The organism is Nostoc sp. (genome assembly GCF_036916975.1).
Classification (GTDB): Bacteria; Cyanobacteriota; Cyanobacteriia; order Cyanobacteriales; family Nostocaceae; genus Nostoc.
Window position 1 is genome coordinate 41,411 of record NZ_JBALFF010000026.1, and the last position, 20,874, is coordinate 62,284.

The following is a 20,874-nucleotide window of genomic DNA, read 5'->3' on the forward strand; positions in this document are numbered from 1 at the left end:
ACAATATTCATCTGGATAAGTTTCTTTCATTTCCTGATTTTAAACAGGCTAGACCTCTTGCAAAAGTCCCTAACCCCCCACCCGCAAGCGATGAGGGGTTGCGGGTAGGGGAGACAAACCGTAGCTTTGGCGAGGTGGGGTTCTTATTTTGGATTTATGCAAGAGGTCTGCTGTTTAGTAAAAATCTTGGATCATACTTTTGTTATAAGTTTGTCCCCCCACAAGATATCTACCGTAGCTTCTTTTAGTAGGTGCAAAATTTTCAACAGAATTACGGAATTGAGATGACATCGCTTGAAGTCCTAATTGTCAATCACAACATAAACTGACTGCATTCACTGGATTTCTTACTTTACCAATTCCAAGTAAGAAATCTTGAAAACGCCCAAATGATTAAGGGAACAATGCGATTTTGTTAAATCGGTTTTTAATTCTCAGTTAAAAGTTAGATTTTTAATAAAGACAGCTATATAGCTGCAATCTATTAAATAGGTGATTTATAGCCTAATTTTTAGCATTTCACAAAATCGCACTGCTCCCTCATAGGAAACTGATTATCAACAAGAAGGCTTTACTACCTTACCATCTGATTCACTTTTGCGACACAACCTTTTTTGCAACAGAACCAGAAGTAGAGCATATAATTTGGAGAAAAGTTATGGATAGTCTCACAGATAACCCAGGCATAGGTCTCAAACTCTTAAAAAATCTGAGTCCTCAGTCAGAAAAGGGGACTCCCCAGTATTATACCCGGAAACTAAAGCATTTCTTGCAGCTACAGATGGAGCAACTGGCAGCTCAACCGCAGATTCAATGGACGAAAGTGGTTTATCAAGCTCCGCAGATGTCCGATCGCCAACAAGTTATTGAAACCTCTCAAATGCCTTTTTCTTTTGCGAAAGAGACCCTAGCTTACTTACAGACCGAAGGTTGGTTAGGTAATCTTTCATCCGCTCTAGCATTAAAGCCGATTGATGTAGAGACAATAGAAAAAGGCTTTTATTATTGTCATTTTGGTGAATCAAGTCAGCCTAATCAATACTTACTATTATTTGCCAAAGGGCCTTTGTCTCATACTCAACGGCAATTCATCAAGCGAACGGCTGCTAGTATCGGTGAATATTTAGACGAACATCAACAAAACTGGCAACACCGCCAGAAGATTCAAATTTTAGAGCATCTTGTTCAACGAGTGGGGCATCAGTTACGTCATCCTTTGGGTTTAATTAGTCTCTATGCCCATAACCTTAGTCATCTTCTGGCTCCGAGTAAGGAGCAAGAACAAGCTTCAGTCATTTGCAAGACTGCTCACGGCTTAAATCAAACTCTCACTGAGATCGTGCAGTGTGCAAGTAGTAAAAATTTGCAGATTGTACCGGAAAATATTCGTAGCCTCGTCCATAAAACACTGGAAGAATTTCAAGGCTGGATTTCGGAGAAAGATATTCAGGTTTGTTGCAGCGATCGCACACTTATTTTAAAACTCGATCCACTCCAAATTAAACAAGCTATCAGCAATTTATTGAGTAACGCTATTCATTTTAGTCCCCAAGGCGCAAAAATTTTCATTGATTGGCAAGAGCAGCAGGGCGATGTTTTATTGACCTTGAGAGATGAAGGCCCCGGTCTATCCTCCGAGGATTTACAGAAGCTGTTTAAGCCTTTCTATACCCGCCGTTCGGAGGGAACAGGTTTAGGATTAGCTATTGCCCAAAAAGTTGTGCTTGACCACGGAGGGAAACTATGGGCAAAAAATGCCCCCAAAAAAGGCGCAGAATTTTCGATAAGCCTACCTCGATTGATTCCATCCATTAACTTATCAGAGGACAACGCTGTATGTTAACCCCAGTAGAACAAACTAAAACCCTATCAACGCTTTTAGTTGATGACGACGATCAATTTCGGGCTGGAATCAGAACCCTCCTGAGCTTCTCCCAGATTCAGGATCGAGCCATTAAAGTGATTGGGGAAGCGAATCGTCCGGCTCTGGCTTTATCCCTTACCGAGCAGCATACTCCCGACCTAATTCTGATTGACATGGAATTAATTGAGGGAAATGGCCTCTCCCTATTACAGCAGCTCCAAGACAGCAATGTATCGAGTAAAGCCCTTGTTCTATCAGGTCATCAAGAAGACTACTGGATCTATCAAGCTATGCAGTCGGGGGCGGATGGCTATGTATTTAAGGGTCAGGTTTCACAGCAGTTGCTAGATGCGATCGCTACTATTATGCAGAACCAAATTTATTTACCACCTGAAGTAGCCACTGGGTTTTTTAGAAAATTCCAAAAAGCCCAAGCCTCATTACCCTCACAGATCGGTCAGCCCTGCACCCTATCCGAGAGAGAAAGCGATGTTTTATATTGGCTCGTTCAAGGAGCCTCAAACGAAGAAGTTGGAAAGCAACTCTACATTTCAGTGTCTACTGTTAAGACTCATATCACTAATATTTTTCTGAAGCTACAGGTAACAAGTCGGACACAAGCTATTGTAGCAGCCATCAAGATGAATCTGGTTCAGTCGTAATTGGGTTCAATCATTTTGGTTTAGCCCTAACTACCGAGAAGATTCTATGCCTATTGTTGATTCTAATGCACTAGCTAAATTCTACCGATGTACCCAAAATGCACCTCTGGGCTGTCGAAAGCCAATAGAAACTACTGAGAAAATACCGGGTGCTAAGTTTTGTCTGGAATGCGGATTCCCCACTACATTACCAATTCAAACTGAACTCCGGGGTAGCTTAGGTACTTATCGCATTTCTGAAATACTTAGGTCTCAGGGAATGGGACGGCTTTACAGAGGAACTCAGATCAGTAATGGTCAATCCGTTGTGGTGAAAGAGTATTTACTACCTAAGCAATATTTTAATGCTGTAGAAGCACAACAGCGCAGAACAGCCTTGGGTCAAGTAGCAAAGGGCAATTTGACCACCGCGAAGGGTCGGGAATTTCGATTGGTCAGTCCATCAGAAACCATTGCAGATCCATCGAGTGATCGCGTCTATCTGATTTTTTCAGGCGAAATCGCAACACTTCCTAGCCTGAAGCAGGCTTTGAGAGAGACAGGAGCCTTTTCTGCATCACAAGTGCGACAAGTCCTAAATCAAACGTTGCAGTCGTTACATTTCCTCCATAGTCAGCCATCGAGTTTTGCATCTGTTGCAATCGGTTCAGGAACTGCCCACGGTAACTTGGGGCTTGAGAGTCTGCTCATAAGTGATAGCGGCTACGTCTATGCCTGCGATCTGGCATCCTGGGAGCAGCTTTTTGTCCCTGCCCCGCGCCAGGTGCTATTACCGGAACAAGACTTAATCGATCTTGGATCGGTCGCGTTTGCTCTCTGGACGGCTCAAGAGATTCACTCTGGTTCTGACGCACCGCTAAATCCGCGCGAGGCTCAACATTGGCCCCAGGACGATCCGCCTCTGAGAGATTTTCTGCATCGTTTACTAGGGTTAGACACCCCGTTCAACTCTGCGGCAGAGGCGCGTCAGGTTTTGATTAAACTGCCTCAACCTGAAACGGCTGCTGGTTTTTATGGAAATTTTAACCCAGAATCTCCAGGGAAACCGAAATCTCGAAAGTATTGGCTTTTGAGTTTACTTGCTTTGCCTCTATTAGGAGGGCTATTGTGGTTGCTATTGCCCCGATCTATGTCAAATTCTGATGCAGAGACGGCTAGCTTTAAGCATCTTTTGCCATCCTTTGCAGATGTTAATGGGATTCAGCCAGGACAGTATCCTTATACGGGAGAAGCGCTGGGAACTTGGACAATAGTTTTAGACAAGAAGCCCGCGAGTGATCGCAAAATGAGGGCGTTGCTGACCCAGCCCAAGTTGGATATGGCAGCTATTTTTAACTACCAAACTCATGCCCCTCAACAGTCTCCCCTTACTAAAGTTCTCGAAGCGAACGCCAATGCAAATTTTGCGATCGCTAGTTTATCAACCCAATTACCCGAAGGGTTAATTCAGGAAACGATCGCCTACGATGGTCTTTTAGTCTATGTACCTGCTTATAAAAGTCAAAATCTACCAAGTGCATTGCAAGGCAAGATCAGTCTTGCCCAATTGCAGCAAATTTTTACAGGGCAACTTACCAACTGGAAGGAACTAGGTTCAGATTTTCCTGACCTACCGATCAAACCTTATCGACCGATGGAACCTGAAGCGTTACGCCTGTTCCAACAAAAAGTTTTAGGCAACGATCCGAGTCTGATTGCCCAATTTAGCAAGATTGAGCAACGTTCAACCTTTAATACCTTGCGCTCCATCGCAGTTGGAGAAAAGCAGGCACAAAAAACTGAAGCTGGCTCAATTAGTTTTGGACTATTAGCCCAAACCTGGGATCAATGCAAGATTTACCCCCTAGCTATTGCCCAAGAAAATGTAGACCCAGTACAGCCCCTGCTAAAAGAGACTACTAACGGCACAATGCAACCTATTTCTCCATCAGACAATCTCTGTCTAGAGAAAAAGCCCTTACTTAATATATCGGCTTTTCATACAGCAACCTATCCACTCAGCGCACCATTGATTATTGCCTATCCTAGAGATAATAATTTGCCTGGGAATGTATCAGGGCCACTCTTTGCTAATTTTCTCAAAACTCAAGATGGGCAGTATCTCCTTCAGCAAGCGGGTCTTGTGCCGCTACAAACTGTACCTAAAAACTACACATTATCGTCATCTATTCTGAATCGTTAGGGAGCGCAATTACTATGGCAATCCAAACTCATCGTTGTCCAGAGCCAAGCTGCTCTTTCTTTAATCAGGTACTGCCGCACAACGCTAAAATCTGCCCAATGTGCGGTACTTCCTTAGCACAGGCAGTACAACCCCCTGCTATGGTAGCCTCAGCAGCCCGCTATACTCAAACCTCGGCTCCTTCGCCCCAGCTTTCATCAAAAATCAATAGTCAGGAACGTCCTCAGTTGAAATTGCTTCATCCCAGCGAACAAAGTTTTCTATTGCTTAGGGAGTCTGGCACGATCGGTCGTCAAAATCTCTCTAACGGAATGCGCCCTGAAATCGATTTAACAGGGCTGCCCCATGCAGGTATCATCTCTCGTACCCATGCTCATCTCTACTGGGATATTGCTCGACAAGCTTACATGATTGTTGATGATAGCCGAAACGGTAGCTATCTCAATGATAAATTATTACCTCGTGGAGCACCTCATCCATTGAGTCATGGAGACAAATTACAACTAGGTCAGGATGGGTTGATTTGCTTGCAAATTGAGTTGAGCCATACTTCAAATTAAATGGCGATGCACGAAACTCATCTTTGTTTAGTTAGCGCGTGAATCTAGAGTTAGAATATTAGTCTTATAACTTTCTTCTTAGATAAAACAAAAGCCAGGGTGCTTGAAATATTATTAAACACTAAAGAACAGAGCGATCGCTCTGTTCTTTGCAATAGTTTCGTAATTCAAAAAGCCGTTAGCAAAACCAGTGCTAAAACTAACGGCATTGAGAGATTTAACTGTACTTTACGTCACAGAGTTTCACGTTTGGTTGGATAAACCTTGTCATTCTCCAAAAAGTTAGAAAACCATATTGGAGCCAGGGCTATTTCATTCTAAATGTAGAAACAATATGGTACAATCCAGCGCAAATCCTACAAGATTGCATCTACTACTGTGTCTGAAATCGAAATTATAAAAGCTTTTGTAGATATAAAAGACCCCCGCCGCCGCACTGGACAGCGACATAATCTTCCATTATGCCTAGCACTGTTCACATTGGCGATCGCCGCAGGAAATAAAGGATTTTTAGCAATTGGAGATTGGATTTCAAGCTACCGCGAGGAGTTGATCGAGCTTTTTAAACCCACAAAAAATAGGCTACCTTCTTACAGTACAGTCCGTCGTACTTTATTACACATAAGTCATGAGCAATATTCCGTATGCCTTGCGAATTTTTTTGACATAAAACCAGTCCTTGGGGAAACTGTAGCTATGGATGGTAAAGTCCTCAAGCACTCATATCAAGTTGAAAATGATAATCTGCATTCTAATTCTCACCCAGCAATTATGTTGGTCAGCGCTTACCTTGTAGAACGAGGATTAATTTTAGAACCCTGGGAAGTTGATGCCAAAAGCAACGAAATTAAAGCTTTGCCCAAATTAATTGAAAAGCTTGCTCTTAAGGGAGTTGTCTTTGCATTTGATGCAATTAATACTCAAAAAAAACTTGCGAGTTGATTATAGAAAGCGGGAATGATTATATCGGTGCTTTAAAAGGTAATCAGTTGGGTTTATTTAAAGATGTGAAAAAGAATTTTTTAGCAGAATCTACTTATCAGCAGATAAATAAAGGGCATGGTCGAGTTGAAAAACGTCATGTGAGTATTTGTCAAAATCTTGATGATATTCGCCCTTGGCCCGGACTTACCACTTTGATTCAAGTCAAATCAGAACGTCAGGTTTTCACACATAATGTCATTGAAGTAACAAATGAAACTCGTTATTATATTTCATCTTTAAGTGAAACTGCTCAAGAAATAGCTGAACGAATTAGAGGATATTGGGGTGTTGAAAATAAAGTCCACTACGTCCGTGACGTTGCCCAAGGTGAAGATGCATCCAGAATTCGCACTACCCCTCTGACCCAAATATTTGCACTTGCTCGTAATTTTTCACTCAATTTATACCGGGATAATATGTTTAATAATATGGCACAAGCTCAACGTTTATGTTCTTTTGGATTAGACACACTCAAGGGGCTTTTTAGAATGAAATAGCCCTGCATAATATCCTCCAATACAAAAGTAATAAACATTTCTATTTTTTCAAGCACAAGTGCATATTTAAAGTAGACCAAGGTAAAATCTATGCTAGCTAATCACACCACAGATCATGAAATGTAATAGCCATAATGCATATATTAAATACAGTAATTTAGAGTGTATCTCTTTACCAAACAATTTACTTGCGACTTTAAGATAGTTCCTTCTAATTTGTTTTCTTGTTTGGCTTGAGCATTTCGATTTTAGTTTTAGGGTACATTTATAGTGTACTTTCAGTCCTTTTCTAAGCATATAGACCTTCGGCTGATATAATTTCTCCGATCGCTAGATATCCTAAACTTTATAAGCGAAGTTTAGGGACAATGAGGATGGCAAACCTAATAAATGAGTCGTTATATAAATATTTAGGTACAGGCTTGTCTTTCCCCTTGCAAAGCAATGTGCAGGGAGGACTCAAGCTGAGTGCTGAAGCTCAGAAAGTCAAAGAGGCAATCTGGTTAATTTTGCGTACTGATTTAGGCGAACGTGTCTACCGTCCTGATTTTGGCTGTCGCTTATCAGAACTAGCTTTTGCCCCCATAAATAACGATACTTTATTAAGAATTAAAATCTACGTACTGGAAGCATTACGAAAATGGGAGCCTCGAATTGACGTTGATGAAGTTCGCGCAGATCCCGACACGATCGCTGGGCGTGTCAATATTATCATTGACTATCGCCTCAAATCTCATCCCGACCCTTACAGTTTTGTCTACCCGTTCTATTTAGCTTCAGAGGAGGAGTAATCGTGAATTTTGACTTTTTACCTCGGCTTCCCAGTTCTCGTCTGGACGATCGCAACTTTGACGATTTAGTAGAAGAATGCCTACTGCGTATTCCTCGCTATTGTCCAGAGTGGACAGATCACAATCTCAGCGATCCTGGTATTACTTTAGTCGAGCTATTTGCTTGGCTCACCGACCAGATGCTGATGCGATTCAATCAGGTTCCCCGTAAAAACTATATAGCCTTTCTAGAACTATTGGGAATCCGTTTACAGCCACCGACCCCAGCTCAAGTTAGGCTGACTTTCTACCTCAGCACTCATTTACTAGAAAACTACACCATTTTACGCGGAACAGAAGTTGCAACAGAGCGCACTGAAACTCAAGAAGCTATTATTTTTACCACCGATCGAGACCTGTTGATCGCTCAACCGACCTTAAAACATATATTGTCTGCACCAGAGGCCGGTAATACTCCTCAATCGCTCCATGACCACACCGGGGAATGGCACCATGAAGATGATGGTCTTGCAGTGACTCACGAATTCAACCTATTTCCACAAAAGCCGCAGTCTGGCAATAGCTTTTATCTGGTGATTGAGCCTGATACCCCCTTAGAAGGAAATGTTTTGGCGATCGCCTTCACAGGGTCACAAGGTACGCCTACAGGCATCGATCCAAACCATCCTCCCCGCAGTTGGGAAGCCTGGGACGGCGAGTCATGGATAAAGGTACTTTTGCAGGAAGCAGACGACACCACCAATGGCTTTAGCTTTAACGAGAATACAAGAAATGGCGATCGCTCACAGCAGAGCGGTGATGTGATTTTACATCTGCCCGAACGCTGGCCTACATCTAGTTTTGATGCTTACCAAGGTCGTTGGATTCGCTGCACCCTCATCGAATCTGGCGCACGCCAGCCGAGATATTCAAATTCTCCTCGAATTAAAACAATTGCGATGCGTACTATTGGCGGATCGGTGCAGACTAGTCAATGTGTTCTGATCCAGGAGGAAATATTAGGTATCAGCAACGGAAAGCCGGGGCAGAGCTTTGAAGTTGAGACTGCGCCTATTCTGGAGCGCCGGGGAGAGGAGCAACTGCTTGTTCTTCCTGTTGGGAAGCCCCCCGAAATCTGGCAGGAGGTTGAAGACTTTGCTGAATCAAAACCCCAGGATCGGCATTATGTCATTGATACATTGGCAGGCACTATTCAGTTTGGGCCATTGATTCGCGAACCTCAAACGCTTAAGAAGCAAACGCAAACTCGTTCTTATCTACAGCAAGTGCTGCCAGCAGATCGATCGCCTAGTCGAGACTTTCAGGCTGAAATGATTGAGCAACAGTATGGTGCAATTCCTCCCCGTGGTGCTGAAATTATGTTTACCTATCGTACCGGGGGCGGTAAGCAAGGAAACGTGCAGGCAAACACGCTGAATTTTCTGAAGACGGCAATTCCTTATGTAGACCGCGTGACCAATTATCATGCTGCCGTCAACGGTGCTAATGCCGAGTCTCTCGATCAGGCCGTCTTGAGAGCGCCTCAAATGCTGCGATCGCACGATCGAGCCGTTACTGCTTCAGATTTTGAAGCCTTAACTCTCAAAGGCAGCGGCGGTGCGATCGCCCGCGCATTATGCTTACCGATGTCTGCTAGCCAAACTGCCGGGAGCGTCAGCGTGTGCGTCGTCCCTCAAGCCAATACCGATCTGATTGACTTAGGACACGGAATTGCTCCAGACAACTTCAATTTAAATTCAACTCTGCGCGATCGAGTCTTGCACTATCTAGATGAAAGACGTTTGCTAGGCATTCAGTTGCAGCTACAGCAGCCCAATTATCTTGGCGTATCAGTTCAAGCCGAAGTCACTCTAGAGCCTGCCTATAACAACGCAAGCGCTCAAGCCGAGATTATCCACAAAATCAAAGTCGCCCTCTATCGCTACCTCAATCCTTTAACTGGCGGCCCAGAGATGACAGGCTGGCCCTTTGGTCGCCCCCTTTATCCGTCAGACATAATGGCTCTCCTTCAGCAAATAGCAGGGATTCAATATTTGGGCGCTATCTTGCTGTTTCCTATTCAAAAAGATGGGGAATCTTGGCAGCGACAAACAACGCCTGTAAACTACATAGATCCCGGCTTTTTGGGTTTACTTTGCTCCTGGGCAGATCCGCAGTCGCGCACAGGACATAGTGTAAATGTTCTCACAGACCAATCTGCCATGAGGATTTAGGGTATGGTACCAGTACTTACCTCCAGATCAGCCAGTTTTCATATCTCTCCCATGCAGATTTCTGCGACCACCTCCCAAGGAGGCAGTCGGATGCTTGGATCTGAAGCCACAGAAGGTTCGCAACAGCAATCTGAAATTGTGGTTCATCCGGGAGAACTCTGTCGGGTTGCCCTTGAGATTAAAAACTGGGAGTCTCAACCTCAAAACCTCACCTTAAAGCTAGATGGGACGTTCCCTTTGAAATGGTGTCAGGTGCAGACGGATGCTGACAGCGCCCCTGAATTCGGGACAGCCCCAGAGCAGAACTCAGTGGCGCAACTGTCATGCACTACAATGGGGGCTGCTATCAACCTCGTAACGCTAGAACTAGCTGCCAAGAAAAGCAGACATGCTGACTTATGGTTTCTGATTCCTCACGATTTTTTTGAGGGTGAAGATGCCCTTCAGGGGAGCAAGGGAAACCAACTCAACTTTCGAGGTTGTCTGTCGATTTATGATAATCAAAGCCTGAGTCAAGGGTCAAGTCCAGATCCGATTCAAGAATCCAATTTTGAGCTAAATGTTCGACCGCGGAGCAAATATACTGCTTTTTTGCCGATAGTCTATCAAGAAGTTGACTACATTCATCGCTTCATCAAAATCTTTGAGCAAGCGTTCGATCCGGTAGTGAATAGCTTCAGTTCAATGTGGGCGCATCTAGACCCGTTAACTGCACCTCAGGCGCTCCTGCCGTTTCTAGCTCACTGGGTGGACTGGTCAATTGATACACAGCTAGATTTAAACCATCAAAGGCGGCTCATTCGACGCGCCGTAGAAATTTATCGCTGTCGTGGAACCCGTAAGGGACTTCGATTTTATCTACATTTATATACGGGTTTACCGCTTGATGAACAAATTGACCGGGAAGAAGATAAATCAATTAGCATTACCGAACCCTTTGGTCTTGGATGTGTATTTGGATTAGCCTACGTGGGAGCAGATGCGGTTATAGGCGGTGGCAAGCCCTATCACTTTGATGTCCGCTTGCGCGGCCAGCCAAACAGACCAATTGATGAGCAGCTCGTTCGGCGAATAATCGATCAGGAGAAACCTGCATTCTGCTCCTACAGCCTGCGGATAGAAACAGACCATTACTGAGCATTCACCTAAAACTTATTTAATCGAATTGGAGAAAATTTTGTGGGTCATCCTTTTCCAAACCCTACTATCGCCCCTATGCAGCGCCAACAAGTTAGAGATGGCTTGCTCCTAACTGCCGAGCGTTGGCAACGCGCCCATGACTATCAGCGCAAACGCCAAAATCTTCACTATCAGTCAATCAATCAGCCAGGGATTGTTTGCGGGTTAGGAGTACGGGTAATTCTAGCCCCAGAAGAAGTTGCCGCTCAATATCGAGATAATCGCTGGGTGCAAATTCAGCCGGGAATTGCCATCGATTTAGAAGGGAATCCGATTGTTGTGCCTCATCAAATCAATTTTCGGATCGCAACCGAGTTGAAGGAGTCGGAACCTGTCACTGTTTATTTGGTTGCTCAGTATCGAGATCCCGATCAACTGGGGGGAAGCCCCGATCGGGAAGTTGTACAGGAAACCTTCAGAATTGACGAGAGAAGCCGTCCCCCTGAACGTTCAGACGTGGAGCTTTGTCGTATTCTGCTGCGACGATCGCAGCAGGAAATGCTCCGCACACCTGCCGATGTCTTTTTTCCGGGATACGGCGATTTAGATTTACGTTATCGCCGTCAAGCCGAGGCAAGACCCGAAGGCTTGGTTCAAATTGCTGAAATTAACTCTGATGATCCAGACTGTAGCCGAAATTTTTTCAATCTCACCTACTTACTGCGTGCTGTTGAAGATATCTATCCATCCTTAAAAGGTGCAGAAACTGTCGATCGAGTCACTTGGGATGGAGATATCCATCCCTACGAACTGCTATATATGACTGGGTATCAGAGTTTATCGTTAAACAACCATCAATTCTCGAAGCTTGAAAGCTACCTGAAGTCGGGGGGCACTTTGCTGGTCGATGCCTCCGTTGAAAGTACAGAACTGATTCAATCAGTCCAGGCACTAGCTCAACATTTGCAGACACCACTAAAGTCTTTACAAGAAGCCCGCCGCGACCATCCCTTGCGGGTAAAGCCGTTTCTATTTTCTGCGTTGCCAGTGATGGATGGAACTAGAATTCAACTCTTGTCTGGCGGGGGAATTATTCTAGCGATCGGCAATCTGGGCGGATTATGGGGTTTAGATGAAGAATTGCAGCGATCGCGAACTGACATCAGAACTGCTCAAGAGTTAGGGATAAATATCCTACATTTTGCTTGGAAACGCAAACAGATGATCGATTTACAGTCTGAAGGGGGCACTGTTGTATAAATGAACCCAGTAAGATTAAGGGTTTCAAGTGAAGAAGTATATAAAAATAAACCTGATGGAGATATTCTGGGATCTGACTTTTCAGGAAAATGAAAGTGGTTCCCGATAAAATATCGCAAACCACTTGCTATTGTTTATTATATTTAGGGCTTGCTGAAAAAGTCGTATTTAAGCCAGATCAAGAATCAATTAACAATGCTTGTAAGTGAAAAAATAATTTATTATATGAACCAATTTGAGCAAATATAATATTTTCTAATCACCCAAATCTAAAAATAGGAAATACTGTATTTTTTCTAAAATAGATACAAAAAAAGTCATAATAATCCGCCGCAGTAATGCGGAAAGATTCATTACTAAAAAAGTTATAGCAATGGCTGTTTCAGAAGTATTAGAAAGTTTGGTCATCACTCGGTCGAGACTATATCTTCTTTTTGCTTCTCCAAATTTACCTTCAATGCAATTACGGTCTCTCTCGTCTAATTGCGCTTGCTTTTTGGTTTCTTTGCTAATATTTTTTGGTGGTCGTCCTAATGCTGGACCACTCATTCTGATTCCTCTGTCTTTACACCATTTTCGATTTTCTTTGTTTCGATAAATCTGGTCTACATGTACTGATTCTGGGTAGTATCCTGTTGCAGTTTTAAATGCAACTAAAAAGTGCCTTTAAGTCACCTGATTCATTAAAATTATCCCAACTAATCCGGTCTAAAAATACATATCGTAACAACTAGCTGATAACTTAGCTCCAAATTCCACTGATGAACCAGCTTTTCCCCTCACGATTGGACGGACATGAGGTTGTGTTAAACTCACTATTCTATCGTCAACACGAGAAAGACTATTTTCATGCATGAATAATTGTTGTCGATATACTTCATTTACCACTAATAGTATTTTATATTTTTGGCCACTCAGCCACTCCAGCTTGGCTCCAGAGGCTAATAGCCTATCTATATATGATAGATTCCTTAAGAGATATTGTAGTTGTTTCTTTAAAGATTTTCTTCTTTGTTTTTTCGATGGTCGTCGCTTTTTCGCTACGTCTAGATATTCTTTTCTAGCTGTATTTCTATAAGTTCTGGGTTTTTTATTTTCGTTGTCATCTAATTCTTCATACAGAATATCTATTATTTCTTCGGTTTGCTCTCTCGATTCGTTCAATAATCCTAAATCTGTCGGATATTTAATATCTGCTGGTACACAGGTTGCATCTAACTTTAATTTACCTTGATTTCTTTCTTCATTTATTTTTTCTTCTCCTCCACTGCTAATAACTTTTTTTCATTTCCTTCTTCACTTTTTTCCTCTCGACTATTCTTGACCATACTCTGATTCATTCTATTAACTAATCCAATATCTATTCTTTGTCTAAAATGGACGAGCATTGATGCTTCAAATGGTGCTTCATTACTATACCTATTCAACCCTATAAAATACTGTAAATAAGGATTTTCTCTTATTTGTTCTACTGTCTCTCTATCACTTAATCCCAATCTTTCTTTGATTATTAAAGCTCCGATAGCTGTCCGAAAGGACTTTGCCGGTGCCCCCATTTCAATCGTAAATTGTTGAGCATATTCATCTTCAAATTCTGACCAAGGAATTAAATTAGCCATCATGACCCATCTATTATCCTCTGCCAATTTCCCCTCAAATGGCAGTTCAAACTTTTCTATTGGGGTGGGTGGGGTCTCAATTTTTCTATACATTTTTTATACTGATGTTAGGGTTTTGAGCCATTTTACCTGATTTTCTTGCACTTTTTTCCCATTTATAGACTTCAATCACTATTTATATAAGGGTTTCAGCTTTAATCAGCAAGCCCTATTTAGAGGTTTATTCGACTAAATCTTTTATTTCCCATCGGAAGATGTTGCCCTATTTTGAATCAAGCTATATTGTCAAGTTCTCGTCACACGAATTCACCTTGTAACGATAGCTTGAGAATATATCTTTCTAGTTTTTAATAGCTGTGACATAAATTAACTTATGCACTTGTAAAAAAGGATTCAGCAGTCTAAATTGGGAATTTTCTTCTATACCTAAATAGGTATGCCATCTGCCTCGACTAGAGTAGAATTCAGCGCAATTATACCAACTGCAGTCAGAGTAATTGCACCACCTGCATTCATAGTAATTGCACCAGCTGCATTCATAGTAATTGCACCAGCTGCATCAATAGCAACTGCACCAGCTGCATTTAGAGTAATTGCACCACCTGCATCAATAGCAATTGCACCACCTGCATTCATAGTAATTGTAGTAGATTCCAAACCTATAGAAAGAGGAGCAGTATTATTAATCATTGTATTAGCTTTGACATTTATGCTGCCATCAATGTCATTCAAAGTGATGGTTTGCCCCTGAGCAGTCTGTATTTCGATAAATTTTTGTGTATCATTAAAGCTGAGGCAATGGCCAGAACCAGTTGCAGTTTGGACATAATATCCTCGATTTTCAGTACCTTTATCATCATCAACAAATTTTACTATGTGACCAGCACGGGTTTTTATGGTACGTAGTCTGACTTGACCGTTTTGAATTGTGTCATCCACAGTTTCAACTGTTTTATCCTTACCATTCCAAACTCCACCAATAATATAGGGTCGATGAATATCTCCATGCTCAAAGGCAACCAGAACTTCGTCCTCGATCTCAGGCAAGCAATAAAATCCTCTTTCATTGCCTGCTCCTAGCCCTACCACCCTAGCCCAATGGCTTTCATCATCCATATTTAAGGTAGGGAATTTTACTTTAACGCGCCCCCAACCTTTTGGATCTTTATTATTAGTTACCAGACCCACTAAGAGAGTTTGACCAGGCTGAAGATGGGTTTTGGGCGGCAGTGTAGAAAGTAAGCTACCTTCTCTCAGCCCTCGAACTGTAAAATCAGTTGTGTAATTTCTATGGATGTAATGGTGACAGGTTCCTGTTATGTAGTATTTGCCACTATAGCGAGTTCCCATATTTTCAAGTGTAACCACTTTGCCCGGTCGGATTTTAGCGTTTCCCCCAGCTTTGGCATCAGCAGTCACAAACTCTCCGCCTAGCTCATTACAAAGTGCCTGAGCCATCTGTTTTGCTTCTTTTGGAGTATTTACAGGTTGGTCTACGACAATCATTTTAGGAGGTTCTTTCATTTTAAACTTTTGACTGATGCTGCTCCCATCGCCATTTCCCGTCTCCGTGACCAACTGTTCCTTTGAAGCGGTTTCTGAGATTAACTCTTTATTACTATAATCCCAGCTATTAACCTCTACCGAACTGACTTGTTCAGCACTGGTAACTTTTACATCAAAGCTCCTAATATCCTTAAGCCACTCCAGCTCAAGAAGTTCTCCACTTTTGGGCTTGCGAAAGTAAAGCTTCTTGTCCTGCACAAAGAGTTCAAATCCTATTCTTGCAGCGCGCTCCCGCAGAAACTCCATATTAGTTTGATTCTCTTGAAAAACATACTCATGGGTGACACCACTCGCATCTAATTGACCAATTTTAATTCTCGCTTCTTCAGCAACACGTCGCACAATATCGGTATCCGTACAATTTAAGAAAGATCTGCTGTAGCGACCCCGATGCAGTCGATGGGAAAAGTCATAGCCGCGCACGATGATCGGGGCTTCAGATGTATTGGTAAATTTGACTTCAATACTTGTAACTTCGCCCTCAATTAACCGCTCCTCTATTCCATACGACAAAAATTCCGGATCTTCTGTTGTAGCAGCCTCAAATCCAATCGAAATTTGATCGCCAATATTAAAGTACTTTTCGTTTTTCCAAGGCTCGCTGTCCTCGCTTGCGGCAACATAGACATTATGAATTTTGATGACAAACATACTTGGCGTATGTAAGCTTTCATCCACAACGATCTCTATAATGTCCCCCATTAGGTCATCCGGGGCATCGACTCCACCCAGTTTGAGTATAGGCTTGGATAAATAAAGGGTTTGACTATTTTTGGTAGACATTGGAAGATACTCTCAGTGTTGTTAGGCAAAAATTTAGAGGTTGTTCCCTTGACAGGTGGGATAGGGAAATTCTGGGATTGAGATAACCTTTAGCAAGTTTTAGAATTTAGGGAAATCTTTTATCAATGGCTCCTGTTATAGGTGTCTTTCCCCCCGGTATATTTTCAGGATCAACTTCTTCGAGCGCAATATTAACGATCGCTTTAACCGGGGTGCCATCAGCCAGAAATAGCGTGAGTCGATAGTTTAAACTCGTCATAACGCAGTGAAAATAACTATCGTGCCAGGTCAAGATATAGACTGGCGGGCGAGTAAGAGAATTGCTACGAGCCGTTGCACCCTTTTTAATGTTGTTAATATATTCTTTAAGAACAGATGTCTTTTTTTCATAAGTATCAAATAACAAATTCTGTAATGTAAACGAATAAGGTTCTACGCCAGAAAAATTAACTTTTGGCAATAAAGTGCTTCCCCGATTGCCTACATCACTATCCCAAATTATTCGCCGAGTGAAATCAAGTTCTGATGGATTAAACATGAATTCAATATCTTTGGCCTGTCCGCTGGGGTCACTATGAACCATCAGCTTTGCTTTTTCAAGTTTCATTGCGTTTTCCTCAATTCTTTGAATGCATTACAATTACCAGGGTAAACAGCCTACAGATCGTCCCCGTCGCTCGCGCTCATGGATTAGACGATTGTGCAAAAGCTGTTCGATTTCCTGAGCTAGCCGTTCCAGTACATCTGTTGCCTGTCTAGATTTGGAGGAAGATTGGCCAATCTGTGCAGAGTCAATTTGATGGGTTGCAATCGTTTGCCGTGAAAATACGTGGTTGCTTTGATGGAAGCCGTTACGTTCCATGTTAAGATTTAGACGCAGACTGATGCGATCGCAAACTATCTGTGCAAGCAACTCTAAATCTTCTGCTGCTTGTTGAACACTATTGACGGCTGGAGTTAGTACTTCCTCAACTATGGGGTTTTGGGGTGCAAAAGTACCTGGTGGAAGCTGCGTCAAGTCTTCGGTTAGCGACAGAGCTTTAGTACGTTGGTCATAGCGATCGTTATCATAAGCCAGTAAGTCTCGAATACTAGAGTGTTGTGTCGATTGATCGGTTGATGTATTGGCAGCATTACTGCGATTGAGCTGCCACAATAGGTCATGAACCGTCTTAAAATCTGCTTCGTTGTCTACACTATCGTCAGAGCGCTCTAACGGCGCTTCTGACGATTTGGACTCAATAGGGAACTCACTCATGATTAAATTTCCAACTTACGTTCATTTCCAGGTGCTTTCACCAAAATATCCCTTCGCATCCCTAGAGACTGCATCGCCACCAGCAGACTGCTTCCCAATTTTCAAACCCTCAAAGGCTAAAGTTAATTCTTCAACTGCAACCGTATTGCCATCAGCCTCTAAACTAGGGAGTTTCCACCCCACTGGAATAGCACCAATTAGGCACCAGCTCTTCATGATTTCCCCAGCTTGGTTGTATGTCACAATATTGATGTTGCGTCGCCGCGTTTTTTGCTCAAATAATTCGCTTAACCACTCCGAAAAGGTAGCGTCGTCAGTTGTGCCCCGCTTTAGTGTGATATCTGAAAAACGAGTTTGTCCTAAACTAATTCTTTGCTGCTCGTTTACGCCACCCTCATGATATACCTCCTTTTCCACCTCAATACTGATGCCTGAACATTCTGAAAATGAGGCAACTATATTTTTCCCAATTTCTATATAGAATCGGTTGGTTGTGACGTAGTTCTCAACGTGAGAATTGGATTGTTGTGTAGCCATTTTATTGTCTTCCTGTACTAGAGTTACCGATTCTTTCTCTTTGAATTTTGATATAGCAGCCGCCAAGACGGTTAGGACGCTGTACGAAGAACATTTTCCATAGCATTCCGAAGGCAGTCAAATTGAATTAGCTGTTTACGAATTCGACTTTTCAACCATGACCAGCACCGCTCAATTTTGTTAAGGTCGGGTGAATAGGATGGCAAATATTTTAATTGACAGCCTGCTGCTTCAATTAATTCTTTAATATGTCCACCGCGATGAAATGTAGCATTATCTGCAATCACTATTTGTCCAGGTTTGAGCGTTGGTATTAAACAAGTTTTTAGCCAAGTCTCAAATACCGTTCTGTTGCAAGCTCCTTCAATAGTAAATGGAGCAAATAAATTTCCATTACAATATGCGGCAATCATATTAACTCGTCCTTGTCTTCTCCCACTTTTAAGTGCATGAAATCGCTGACCTTTCTCATTCCAACCATAGCCATAATCTTCTCTATTATCCATTCCAGCTTCATCTACATAGACTATTTCCTCTGGTTTATACATCTCTATTTATTCTCTAAATTCTTGTCGTTTCACCTCATCTCGTTCTTGATAACCATAAGTTTTTTTTTACGTGTTAACTTACCAAGGACAAGCTAAGACGACCGCTACCCCTACCTATATGCCTGTATTTCCGTGGGTGTAAGCCCATATTAGAGTGGGTAATGAAGAATAAGAATAGACAAACGTCGCATTTCAAATCCTCAAAGGCAGTTCCTTAAAATTGCTTCCAACTTTGAATTAGCCTCTGGGAATCCTTAAAAAAGTGGCTCGTCTCAGAAATTTCTTCAGCTATAGCGATCGCATTGCGAAATTTACCATTTCTAGCTAACTCTTTGGCGAAAGAAAGTCGGCAAAGATCCAACTCCCGCAGTTTTTTTTGATACTGCTCCGAGCTAGGCGGCTCTTCTGAAACCATCACATTATATGGAGAACGATTGATGCGGCTTGAAGATGGCTGTTCTAAAGTCTTCACCACAGCTAGCTGCCTGCCTAGATGAAAACGAGATTGTAGTTGCTTTAGGTTAATCTTCCTCCAGATTGAATCAAAAAATTGCCCTGTGATACTTATAAAGCGCGAGGTAAACGAGCCTGATGTCCGAAAGATGTCCTGAAAAATACTTGGATGGAATAGTTGAACATGCGCCCGATTTTTTGGTACAATCTCCGCAGGCATCAACACTGAAGATTGGGGCATCCTTAATTGAAAAACCGTTTGATCCAGCTCGGTAGACAATGGCCGCATTGGTTGATAAACCGTTCGATCTGCTGGATTATGAATGGCTGAGTCCGAGTATTGGACTATTGTCCAATCTGTTAGGTTTTGAATGACCGAATCTGAATATTGGACAATGGTGTTGTCATGGTTTTGAACTACAGCAACCCCAGCAGCATTAAGATTTTTAGAATCATTCTCTAAGGAAAATTGAGCAATGGGATTTGGCGTAAGGCTTACTGGTTCAACAGTTTGGGTAGGTTGGGATGAAGAGCCGATCCGTTCTACCACTCCAGGTTTTTGGGGTGAGAGAGATACATGATCGACCAATACTACTGAAAAAGGAGAGTCTTGGGGGCTTGGGTTCGGTAGTCTTTGCAAAATGGTCTTGTCATTTCCTGCTTCTGCTTTTGGAAAAGGACTTGCGACTTGCACGATCGTCACATCTTCAGAAATTTGTGCTGACAATGCTTCTGCGTTGATGTCAGTGTTTATTGCAGTCTGAGAAGGTCTGACCAATGGAGTTTTGACTGAGTGAGTCCCGATCCATTCAGGCTGGGGCGATATGCGCTCGCTCACTTTTACCTGTTCGAGTGCCTCCCGTAACTTTTGCTCTGAAGGGTTAAGATCGTTGGATGGATTCTGCATAGAGTGCTGTCTCATAAGGATTAAGTGTATAGGTTAAGACATCAATAAACATTTATTTTTTAGACGACAAGCCTAGAAAATATTGGTTGGTTTTGCAGCCTTGTGAGTGCCTATCCAATTAGCACAACGTTAAAAGAAGATAATCTCAAATTGGAGCAGAGGGAGAAACGCAGAAAACAAAGAGTCATACTTTTAAGCAACTACTTAGATATAGACTATATAACTCTATATAAGGAAAGTTTAAAGCAGAAAAGATCAGACAGAAGTCTGATTTGATTTCCTCACATGGCGTTGCATAATAGCAGGGTAAGCGCATATAAATTTGTAGCGAAGAATACAGAATAATTGGTCAAGTGATGTAAATAAATTTCTTTAGAGTATTAAATATGTTAAGTAGTACCCTAAATAAGTAAAGCGTGTATTTTCTATCAGGGCCAGTGTTATGGCATCGGGTTTCAAATCTTCTAAAAATTCTCCTGCTAAAAAGTCAAACCCCGGATTCTGCCCCGAATTCGCCACTACTTTGAGTTTTTGCATACGCTCCAGTCGTACACTTGACCTCGCTACAATCGCCTCATGCGACCATTTCTCAGCACTGGGGACAGGCGCGGCGGAACTTTCACCCTCATGAGTGCCTTTCACTTCTACACCCGAAACTGAATTTTTAACCAACAACGTAGCAGAATAACCCTGTTCTACCTGCCCCTGAGTTTGATTAGCGATCGCAGAATTTAAAGATTTTTTATTTTGGGCGACGGACGCGGCGGAACAAGTACCTTCATGACACAATACTGCTCGGTTAAGGAAAATAGAAGGTAAAAATAGAGAAAATGTGTTCGCGTATTGAACACGAGAATGAATTGGATTTTCCCGAACTTACTTTTTTTCTAGAAGTCCTTCGTACAAATCTGCCCAGTTAAGTCTCAGAGAATCGATATATGACTGTAGATGCTGAATTTGAGTTCTGCGAGCCACTTGCATGACAGCATCAATAAGCTAATCGGCATTTAAGCTGCATAATATAAATGCAGAGCCGATTGAAAAAAGTATGCCACCACCAGCCAAAAACTT

Annotated in this window: 14 protein-coding genes and 3 pseudogenes; 9 read left to right on the top strand and 8 right to left on the bottom strand. The window is 42.4% G+C overall.

The genetic code is table 11. The features are described from left to right. The first annotated feature begins 658 nt into the window (after positions 1 to 658). From V7K73_RS04695 to V7K73_RS04740, 9 genes and pseudogenes are all read left to right on the top strand, one after another. Positions 659 to 1,843, top strand: coding sequence for a sensor histidine kinase (locus V7K73_RS04695; RefSeq protein WP_334877586.1), 1,185 nt, complete (start codon positions 659 to 661; stop codon positions 1,841 to 1,843). Continuing rightward, the gene (locus V7K73_RS04700) at positions 1,837 to 2,526 is read left to right on the top strand and encodes a response regulator transcription factor (protein WP_334877588.1); all 690 of its coding nucleotides are present in this window, start codon (positions 1,837 to 1,839) and stop codon (positions 2,524 to 2,526) included. Before V7K73_RS04695 ends, V7K73_RS04700 begins: the two co-directional genes overlap by 7 nt. Positions 2,527 to 2,572: 46 nt before the next feature. After that, complete coding sequence (locus V7K73_RS04705; protein ID WP_334877590.1) at positions 2,573 to 4,708, top strand: substrate-binding domain-containing protein; 2,136 nt, start codon at positions 2,573 to 2,575, stop codon at positions 4,706 to 4,708. 14 nt (positions 4,709 to 4,722) lie between these two features. Continuing rightward, positions 4,723 to 5,268: an FHA domain-containing protein gene (locus tag V7K73_RS04710; RefSeq protein ID WP_334877592.1), complete on the top strand. Its 546-nt coding sequence runs from the start codon at positions 4,723 to 4,725 to the stop codon at positions 5,266 to 5,268. Between the two features lie 378 nt (positions 5,269 to 5,646). Continuing rightward, positions 5,647 to 6,749 (top strand): annotated as a pseudogene (locus tag V7K73_RS04720) (ISAs1 family transposase). Positions 6,750 to 7,123: 374 nt separating this feature from the next. Then, positions 7,124 to 7,540, top strand: a complete 417-nt coding sequence (locus V7K73_RS04725) for a GPW/gp25 family protein (protein ID WP_334877594.1) — start codon at positions 7,124 to 7,126, stop codon at positions 7,538 to 7,540. Between the two features lie 2 nt (positions 7,541 to 7,542). Continuing rightward, on the top strand, positions 7,543 to 9,753 hold the full coding sequence (locus tag V7K73_RS04730; protein ID WP_334877596.1) for a putative baseplate assembly protein: 2,211 nt from the start codon (positions 7,543 to 7,545) through the stop codon (positions 9,751 to 9,753). Between the two features lie 90 nt (positions 9,754 to 9,843). Continuing rightward, positions 9,844 to 10,890, top strand: coding sequence for a phage tail protein (locus V7K73_RS04735; RefSeq protein WP_334877598.1), 1,047 nt, complete (start codon positions 9,844 to 9,846; stop codon positions 10,888 to 10,890). 42 nt (positions 10,891 to 10,932) lie between these two features. Then, entirely contained in the window at positions 10,933 to 12,132 is a 1,200-nt protein-coding gene (locus tag V7K73_RS04740; RefSeq protein WP_334877600.1) for a DUF4159 domain-containing protein, read from the top strand. 255 nt (positions 12,133 to 12,387) lie between these two features. On the opposite strand, the pseudogene V7K73_RS04745 reads toward V7K73_RS04740, so the two are convergent. The 8 genes and pseudogenes from V7K73_RS04745 to V7K73_RS04780 all read right to left on the bottom strand — a co-directional run bounded on the left by V7K73_RS04745 (position 12,388) and on the right by V7K73_RS04780 (position 20,592). Then, positions 12,388 to 13,844, bottom strand: a pseudogene (locus tag V7K73_RS04745) (IS5 family transposase). Between the two features lie 333 nt (positions 13,845 to 14,177). Then, complete coding sequence (locus V7K73_RS04750; protein ID WP_334877602.1) at positions 14,178 to 16,100, bottom strand: VgrG-related protein; 1,923 nt, start codon at positions 16,098 to 16,100, stop codon at positions 14,178 to 14,180. 106 nt (positions 16,101 to 16,206) lie between these two features. Beyond that, a complete protein-coding gene (locus tag V7K73_RS04755; RefSeq protein ID WP_334877604.1) occupies positions 16,207 to 16,707 on the bottom strand; it encodes a CIS tube protein in 501 nt (166 codons plus the stop codon). A gap of 33 nt (positions 16,708 to 16,740) precedes the next feature. Then, positions 16,741 to 17,358, bottom strand: a complete 618-nt coding sequence (locus tag V7K73_RS04760; RefSeq protein ID WP_334877606.1) for a hypothetical protein — start codon at positions 17,356 to 17,358, stop codon at positions 16,741 to 16,743. Positions 17,359 to 17,379: 21 nt separating this feature from the next. Then, positions 17,380 to 17,895 (bottom strand): phage tail protein, encoded by a 516-nt coding sequence (locus V7K73_RS04765; RefSeq protein WP_334877608.1) that lies wholly within the window; start codon positions 17,893 to 17,895, stop codon positions 17,380 to 17,382. A 71-nt stretch (positions 17,896 to 17,966) separates the two neighbouring features. Continuing rightward, a pseudogene (locus V7K73_RS04770) lies at positions 17,967 to 18,509 on the bottom strand (IS630 family transposase); the annotation flags it as partial. 148 nt (positions 18,510 to 18,657) lie between these two features. Continuing rightward, positions 18,658 to 19,803, bottom strand: a complete 1,146-nt coding sequence (locus V7K73_RS04775; RefSeq protein ID WP_334877610.1) for a hypothetical protein — start codon at positions 19,801 to 19,803, stop codon at positions 18,658 to 18,660. Between the two features lie 372 nt (positions 19,804 to 20,175). Beyond that, positions 20,176 to 20,592, bottom strand: coding sequence for a hypothetical protein (locus tag V7K73_RS04780; protein ID WP_334877612.1), 417 nt, complete (start codon positions 20,590 to 20,592; stop codon positions 20,176 to 20,178). Positions 20,593 to 20,874: the final 282 nt, after the last annotated feature.